Source organism: Terriglobales bacterium, assembly GCA_035764005.1.
GTDB lineage: Bacteria > Acidobacteriota > Terriglobia > Terriglobales > Acidobacteriaceae > Gp1-AA112.
The window spans coordinates 41,113-48,086 of sequence record DASTZZ010000071.1 but is presented as its reverse complement, the minus strand read 5'-3'; the positions used below and the strand labels follow the sequence as shown (position 1 = coordinate 48,086).

8 protein-coding genes are annotated in these 6,974 nt (G+C 56.8%); all 8 read left to right on the top strand.

Annotated features, from left to right (window positions below):
• The first annotated feature begins 350 nt into the window (after positions 1–350).
• Complete coding sequence (gene rpsL, locus VFU50_12330; GenBank protein HEU5233641.1) at positions 351–725, top strand: 30S ribosomal protein S12; 375 nt, start codon at positions 351–353, stop codon at positions 723–725.
• 20 nt (positions 726–745) lie between these two features.
• Positions 746–1,216: a 30S ribosomal protein S7 gene (gene rpsG / locus VFU50_12325; GenBank protein HEU5233640.1), complete on the top strand. Its 471-nt coding sequence runs from the start codon at positions 746–748 to the stop codon at positions 1,214–1,216.
• 48 nt (positions 1,217–1,264) lie between these two features.
• The gene (gene fusA, locus VFU50_12320; GenBank protein HEU5233639.1) at positions 1,265–3,361 is read left to right on the top strand and encodes an elongation factor G; all 2,097 of its coding nucleotides are present in this window, start codon (positions 1,265–1,267) and stop codon (positions 3,359–3,361) included.
• Between the two features lie 68 nt (positions 3,362–3,429).
• Positions 3,430–4,617: an elongation factor Tu gene (gene tuf / locus VFU50_12315; GenBank protein ID HEU5233638.1), complete on the top strand. Its 1,188-nt coding sequence runs from the start codon at positions 3,430–3,432 to the stop codon at positions 4,615–4,617.
• Positions 4,618–4,811: 194 nt separating this feature from the next.
• Entirely contained in the window at positions 4,812–5,129 is a 318-nt protein-coding gene (gene rpsJ, locus VFU50_12310) for a 30S ribosomal protein S10 (GenBank protein HEU5233637.1), read from the top strand.
• A 49-nt stretch (positions 5,130–5,178) separates the two neighbouring features.
• Positions 5,179–5,949, top strand: coding sequence for a 50S ribosomal protein L3 (gene rplC / locus VFU50_12305; protein ID HEU5233636.1), 771 nt, complete (start codon positions 5,179–5,181; stop codon positions 5,947–5,949).
• Positions 5,950–5,951: 2 nt separating this feature from the next.
• Positions 5,952–6,626 carry a 50S ribosomal protein L4 gene (gene rplD, locus VFU50_12300; GenBank protein HEU5233635.1) on the top strand — a complete coding sequence of 225 codons (675 nt, stop codon included), beginning with the start codon at positions 5,952–5,954 and terminating at the stop codon, positions 6,624–6,626.
• A complete protein-coding gene (rplW, locus tag VFU50_12295; GenBank protein HEU5233634.1) occupies positions 6,626–6,967 on the top strand; it encodes a 50S ribosomal protein L23 in 342 nt (113 codons plus the stop codon). The genes rplD and rplW overlap by 1 nt, the downstream gene beginning before the upstream one ends.
• Positions 6,968–6,974 lie beyond the last annotated feature (7 nt).

Here is a 6,974-nt window from a genome sequence, read left to right as displayed (position 1 = left end):
GGTTCTGCGAGTCAGTTTAGTTCTTCTAGAGCGGTAGAGCTTTAGTTCGAATCGGTTCTCTGGTTAACCTGCCAGAGGCTTCCTCGCTGACGATGCCTGCGCTGCCTTCTCCCAAGAAGGATATGTGGGCCGGGAGTGACGAAACGGATCGCCTGTCTTCATCCTTGGCGACACCGTCGGCATTCAACCCTAGGTCGTTCAATTTCTCGCTTTTAGTGCGAGAGTATGGCCCCGCTCGGCGGTGGTCAGCCTAAACCAAGTTTGTGCGCAGTCCTATTCGGCTGCGTGGAAGTGTGAGTTGCAGGCCGCCTGCAGAGGCGGATGCCTCGGAAAGCCCTGAGGAGTGGAATTTGCCGACATTTAATCAGCTTGTGCGCAAAGGCCGGACGGCGCCGCGATACAAAACGGCTAGCCCGGCGCTGCAGGAGTCGCCCCAGAAGCGCGGCGTTTGCACCCGCGTCTATACCCAAACGCCCAAGAAGCCGAACTCGGCGCTGCGCAAAGTAGCTCGCGTGCGCCTGACAAATGGAATCGAGGTCACGACCTACATCCCCGGCATCGGCCACAACCTGCAGGAGCACTCGATCGTGCTGATCCGCGGAGGCCGTGTGAAGGACCTTCCCGGCGTGCGTTATCACGTTGTGCGCGGAACGCTGGACACCGTGGGCGTAGCGAACCGTAAGCAGAGCCGCTCCAAGTACGGAGCCAAGAGGCCGAAGGCCTAAGTTTTTGAAGGTGAAGACACATGCCGCGTAAAGGACACATAGCAAAGCGCGAAGTTGCCGCAGACCCGATCTACAACTCGACTCTGGTGACCAAGTTTGTGAACTCGATGATGTACGAGGGCAAGAAGAGCACTGCCCAGTCGATCTTCTACCAGTCCATGAAGAACCTGGAGCAGAAGGGCGGGGACGAAGCCCTGAAGCTCTTCAAGAAAGCAGTCGAGAACTGCAAGCCGCTGCTCGAAGTCAAGACTCGACGCGTAGGCGGTGCGAACTATCAGGTTCCGGTCGAAGTGAATCCCGATCGCCGCACGTCGCTTGCGATCCGTTGGCTGGTGAGCTACGGACGGGCCCGCGGAGAGAAAGGCATGATCGACAAGCTCACGAATGAGCTGCTCGATGCCGCCAACGGTCGCGGCGCGGCGATGAAGAAGAAAGAAGATGTCCACCGTATGGCTGAGGCCAACAAAGCGTTCGCGCATTACCGGTGGTAGTCCCACGTCGGAACAGAGTTTAGTTTTTCAGGAAAGTTTAGGAATACAGTGCCAAGACAGGTCCCATTAGAGCGTTGCAGGAATATCGGCATCATGGCCCACATCGATGCCGGCAAGACCACTACGACTGAACGCATCCTTTTTTATACCGGCATCACCCATCGCATCGGCGAGGTGCATGAAGGCACCGCCACCATGGACTGGATGGAGCAGGAGCAGGAGCGCGGCATCACGATTACGTCTGCCGCTACGACGTGCTTCTGGCGCGACATCCGCATCAATATCATCGATACTCCTGGCCACGTCGACTTTACCGCCGAGGTCGAGCGCTCGCTGCGCGTACTCGACGGCGCTTGCGCCGTGTTTGACGCCGTGCATGGCGTCGAGCCGCAGTCGGAGACCGTATGGCGTCAGGCCGATAAATACGGCGTTCCGCGCATTTGCTTCATTAACAAGATGGATAAGATGGGTGCCGATTTCGAGCATGCCGTCGATACCATCCGCAAACGTCTTAACGCCCGCCCCGTAGCCATTCAGATTCCCATCGGACAAGAAGCTGCTTTCAAAGGTGTAGTCGATCTCGTCAACATGAAGGCGATCTACTGGCGCGATGAGACGATGGGCGCCAAGTATGAAGTCGAAGAGATTCCCGCCGAACTGAAGAAGAAAGCCGAAGCGTTCCACGCGCAACTCGTAGAGAGCGTCGCCGAAAACGACGATGAGATGCTGCACAAGTTCCTCGAAGGCGAGACGATCACCGCCGATGAGCTGCGCAAGTCTCTGCGTAAGAGCGTGATCGAGCTCAAGCTGTTCCCGGTTCTCTGCGGAACAGCGTTCAAGAACAAAGGCGTGCAGACGCTGCTCGATGCAGTCGTCGATTATCTGCCGTCGCCGCTCGATATTCCTCCGACCGAGGGTACCGATCCCGATCATCCGGAAAAGGTTCTCACGCGCAAAGCCGACGACAGCGAGCCGTTCTCGGCTCTGGCGTTCAAGATCATGGCCGATCCCTTTGTCGGTCAGCTCACGTTTATTCGCGTCTATTCAGGACACCTGAAGACTGGCGACAGCGTTTTTAATACGACAAAAAGCAGAACCGAGCGTATTGGGCGATTGCTCAAGATGCATGCCAACAAGCGCGAGGAGATCACCGAGATTTACGCCGGCGACATCTGCGCTTGCGTCGGACTAAAGAATGTCACGACCGGTGACACGATCTGCTCTGAGAAGGCGCCGATTCGGCTCGAATCGATTGAGTTCGCGGCGCCTGTCATCTCTGTAGCAGTCGAACCAAAGACGAAGAGTGACCAGGAAAAGATGGGAATGGCGCTGAACCGGCTGGCGCAGGAAGATCCCACTTTCAAAGTGCATACCGATCCCGATTCGGGACAGACGATCATCAGCGGCATGGGTGAGCTTCACCTCGAAATCATCGTCGACCGCATGATGCGTGAGTACAAGGTTGAGGCCAACGTCGGCAAGCCTCAGGTCGCGTACCGGGAGACCATCCGCAAGGCTTCCGAAGGCGAAGGCAAGTTCATCCGCCAGACCGGCGGCTCTGGTAACTATGGCCACGCGAAGATCAAGCTCGAACCGAATCCGGGCAAGGGTTATGAGTTCGTGAACGACATCGTTGGCGGCGTGGTTCCGAAGGAGTACATCAAGCCGATCGACCAGGGAATTAAGGAAGCGCTGCAAGGCGGCGTGCTCGCAGGCTACGAAGTAGTCGACGTGAAGGCCACGCTCTACGACGGCAGCTATCACGAGGTAGATTCGAATGAAATGGCATTCAAGATCGCCGGTTCACTGGCGTTCAAAGATGCCGCAAAACGGGCGCATCCAGTTCTGCTCGAGCCGGTTATGTCCGTTGAAGTTGTGGTTCCCGAAGAATACATGGGCACCATCATTGGTGACCTGAACTCCCGCCGCGGACGCATTGAAGGCATGGAGCATCGCGCTGGATCACAGGTGATCAAAGCCAACGTGCCGCTTAGCGACATGTTCGGCTATGCCACGCAAATGCGCTCGAACACGCAAGGCCGCGCGACCTACTCGATGCACTTCAACCGTTACGAGGAAGCACCAAGAGCGATCTCCGAAGAGATCATCGCCAAGGTGCAGGGCAAGGCAGGCGCTTCGAAATAGTTTGGGAGTACGAGTTAACGAGTTCAGCTTAGGAGCTAAGAAGCTAAGCAGCTTAGGAGCTTATTTCAATGGCGAAAGAGAAATTTGACCGCAGCAAGCCGCACGTGAACGTGGGCACGATTGGGCATATCGATCACGGCAAGACGACGTTGACGGCCGCGATCACGAAGGTGCTCTCGAAGCACAACCCGAAGATCCAGTTCCGCTCGTTTGATTCGATCGATAACGCTCCTGAAGAGCGCGAGCGCGGAATCACGATCGCGACCGCGCACGTCGAGTACGAGACGCCGAATCGGCACTATGCGCACGTCGACTGCCCGGGCCACGCCGACTACATCAAGAACATGATCACCGGCGCGGCACAGATGGACGGCGCCATCTTAGTCGTGGCGGCGACCGATGGTCCGATGCCACAGACGAAGGAGCACGTGCTGCTCGCTCGTCAAGTTGGCGTGCCGTACATCGTGGTGTTTCTCAATAAGTGCGATGCGGTTGAAGATCCTGAGCTGATCGATCTGGTGGAAGTCGAAGTTCGCGAACTGCTGAATAAGTATCAGTTCCCGGGCGACAACTTGCCGGTCATTCGCGGCTCAGCGCTTGGAGCGCTCAATGGCGAAGCCAAGTGGGAAAAGACGATCGACGAGCTGATGGAAGCCGTCGATAAGAATGTACCGCTGCCAGCGCGTGATGTGGACAAGCCATTCCTGATGCCGATCGAAGATATCTTCTCGATCTCAGGCCGTGGAACTGTGGTTACCGGCCGAATCGAGCGCGGCAAGGTGAAGGTCGGCGAGGAAGTGGAAATCGTCGGTTTCCGTGAGACCAGAAAGACGGTCGTAACCGGAGTCGAGATGTTCAAGAAGCAGCTCGACGAAGGCATGGCCGGCGACAACGCCGGACTGTTGCTCCGCGGGACTGCGAAAGAAGACGTGGAGCGCGGCATGGTGCTGGCGAAGCCTGGATCGATCACGCCCCACACCAAGTTCAAAGCTGAAGTCTACGTGCTGACCAAGGAAGAAGGTGGACGTCATACGCCGTTCTTCAAAGGTTATCGTCCACAGTTCTACTTCAGAACGACGGACGTAACCGGAGTAGCCGAACTGCCCGCCGGAACAGAGATGGTGATGCCCGGCGACAACGTGGCACTGGTGATCGAGCTGATCACGCCGGTAGCTATGGAGAAGGGACTCAGGTTCGCGATCCGCGAAGGCGGCCGAACTGTGGGTGCAGGAACGATTAGCGAAATCCTCGCTTAGAAGAAGCGTTTCAAGAGAGGCGTTTCTCAGAAAGGCGTTTCGGCTGAGGCGTTTCAACACCGAAAGCGAAGTGAAGTTGAAACGCAGTTTCCTGAAACGCAGTACTCGAAACGGTTTATCTGAAACGAATTTATTGAAACCAAGTTTTGAACCACGCAGCGGCACAGACCGCAGCAGATCTTTGAGAGACAAAAATGGTAGGACAACGAATACGCATCCGGTTGAAGGCTTATGACTACCGCGTTCTTGACCAGTCAACTGGAGAGATCGTGGAAACAGCACGTCGCACCGGAGCGCAGGTAGCAGGACCGATCCCGCTGCCGACGATCAAGAACAAGTACTGCGTGCTGCGTTCGCCGCACGTCGATAAGAAATCCCGCGAGGCCTTCGAGATTCGCACGCACAAGCGGCTGCTCGACATCCTCGATCCCACGCAGCAGACGGTCGATGCATTGATGAAGCTCGACCTGCCCGCAGGTGTGGATGTTGAGATCAAGGCGTTCGGCAAGTAACAAAATACCTACAGTCCCATATACGGGATGATGAGGAGTCGGTAAAGAAATGGTTTCAGGAATTCTAGGAAAGAAAGTCGGCATGACGCAGCTCTTCGACGATAGGGGCGAGATTCGTCCTATTACAGTGCTGCAGGCTGGCCCGTGCGTGATCACGCAGCGCAAGAATGCCGCGCGTGATGGCTACGACGCTGTGCAGATCGGACTCATCGAGTTCGTGAAAGGGAAGCGCGTCACCAAGGCGATGCAGGGACACTTTGGCAAGCATAATCTGCCGCCGGTGAAATTCATGAAGGAAGTCGCAGTCACGACTCCCGGCGAAGCAGGTGAGAAGCAAGCGAAAGGCGAGAATCCCGCAGCCGAAACCAACGGACAAGTCAAAGTTGGTGACAAGGTTCTGGTCGATATCTTCCAGGACGAAAAGTTTGTCGATGTAACCGGCACGAGCAAGGGACGCGGATTCGCGGGCGTTGTTCGCCGCCACCACTTCGGCGGTGGTCCTAAATCGCACGGACACATGTTCCAAGTGCAGGGTTCGATCGGCGCATCGTCGTTTCCGTCGCGCACCTTCCCTGGCCAGCGCATGTCCGGCCACATGGGGGTCGATCAGTGCACCGTTCGCAATCTGCGCATCCTGGGTATCGATCTTGAAGACAACCTGCTGATGGTCGAAGGCGCAGTGCCCGGTCCCAAAGGCGGATACGTTGTGATCAACAAGGCCAAGCAGCCGCCGCGTGAGCGTCGTGGATTCGCGGGCGCGACTACGGTCGATCCTCTGAAGGCCGCGAAGAAGGCCGCTGCCGGAAAGGCCAAGAAATAGCCATGGCAAAAGTTGACGTTTTAGATCTGAACGGCAAGAAAGTCGGCAGCTTCGAGCTGGCAGATGAGGTCTTCGGCGTAATTAACGAAGACTTGCTGTGGGAGGCGGTGCAGCACTATCGTGCGGCTCAGCGCGCAGGTACGCATGCCACCAAGAACAAGAAGCTGGTTTCAGGTTCGGGCAAGAAGCTGTGGAAGCAGAAAGGCACCGGACGTGCCCGAGTGGGTTCGATCCGCTCGCCTCTTTGGCGCCACGGCGGAACCGTTCACGGACCTCAGCCGCGCAGCTACGATTATCAGTTTCCCAAAAAGAAACTGCTGGGCGCTTTGCGCTCTGCGCTCGCGAGCAAGCTCTCTGACGGCAAGTTAACGGTCGTCGAAAGCCTCGAAGTGCTCTCCGGCAAAACCAAAGAGATGCGCAAGGCCCTGGATACACTGGGAGTCGAAAAGACTTCGCTGCTGGTGGCCAACCTGAATCCGGAAAACCGCCAGCACAGCCGCAATCTCTATCTGAGCTCGCGGAATCTGGATGGCGTCGAACTCGTGGCCGGACACGAAGTCCATCCTTATCATCTGCTGCGCTATGACCGCGCCATCTTCTCGCGCCCGGCGATCGAGCAGTTGCAGGAGACGCTCAAGAAGACCGTCTCCAAGCGGCAGAAGGCGGAGGTGGCCTAGTGAAATCTGCATACGAGATCATCCGCCGTCCCGTAGTCACGGAAAAGGCCGAGCGCGCGAAAGAGTTCGATCCTAAGGCGGCGAAGGACAAGACTTCGCGCAAGAAGGAAGCTACCTCCGGCCAGTTGGTATTCGAAGTGGCTGCCAAGGCGACCAAGACTGAAATCAAGCAGGCCGTGCAGCAGGTGTTTAAAGTGAAAGTGGAGGACGTTCGCACTGCGAACTTCCACGGCAAAGAACGCCGCCGCGGCAAATTCGCCGGACACCGTCCGGATTGGAAGAAGGCATACGTTCGCCTCAAAGTAGGCGAGAAGATGCCGGAATACGCGGATAACGCGTAGAAAGAAA

Excerpts from the sequence above, each read along its gene's own strand:
- rpsG (HEU5233640.1), top strand. The coding sequence starts at position 746 with ATGCCGCGTAAAGGACACATAGCAAAGCGCGAAGTTGCCGCAGACCCG.
- tuf (HEU5233638.1), top strand. The coding sequence starts at position 3,430 with ATGGCGAAAGAGAAATTTGACCGCAGCAAGCCGCACGTGAACGTGGGC.
- rpsJ (HEU5233637.1), top strand. The coding sequence starts at position 4,812 with ATGGTAGGACAACGAATACGCATCCGGTTGAAGGCTTATGACTACCGC.
- rplC (HEU5233636.1), top strand. The coding sequence starts at position 5,179 with ATGGTTTCAGGAATTCTAGGAAAGAAAGTCGGCATGACGCAGCTCTTC.
- rplD (HEU5233635.1), top strand. The coding sequence starts at position 5,952 with ATGGCAAAAGTTGACGTTTTAGATCTGAACGGCAAGAAAGTCGGCAGC.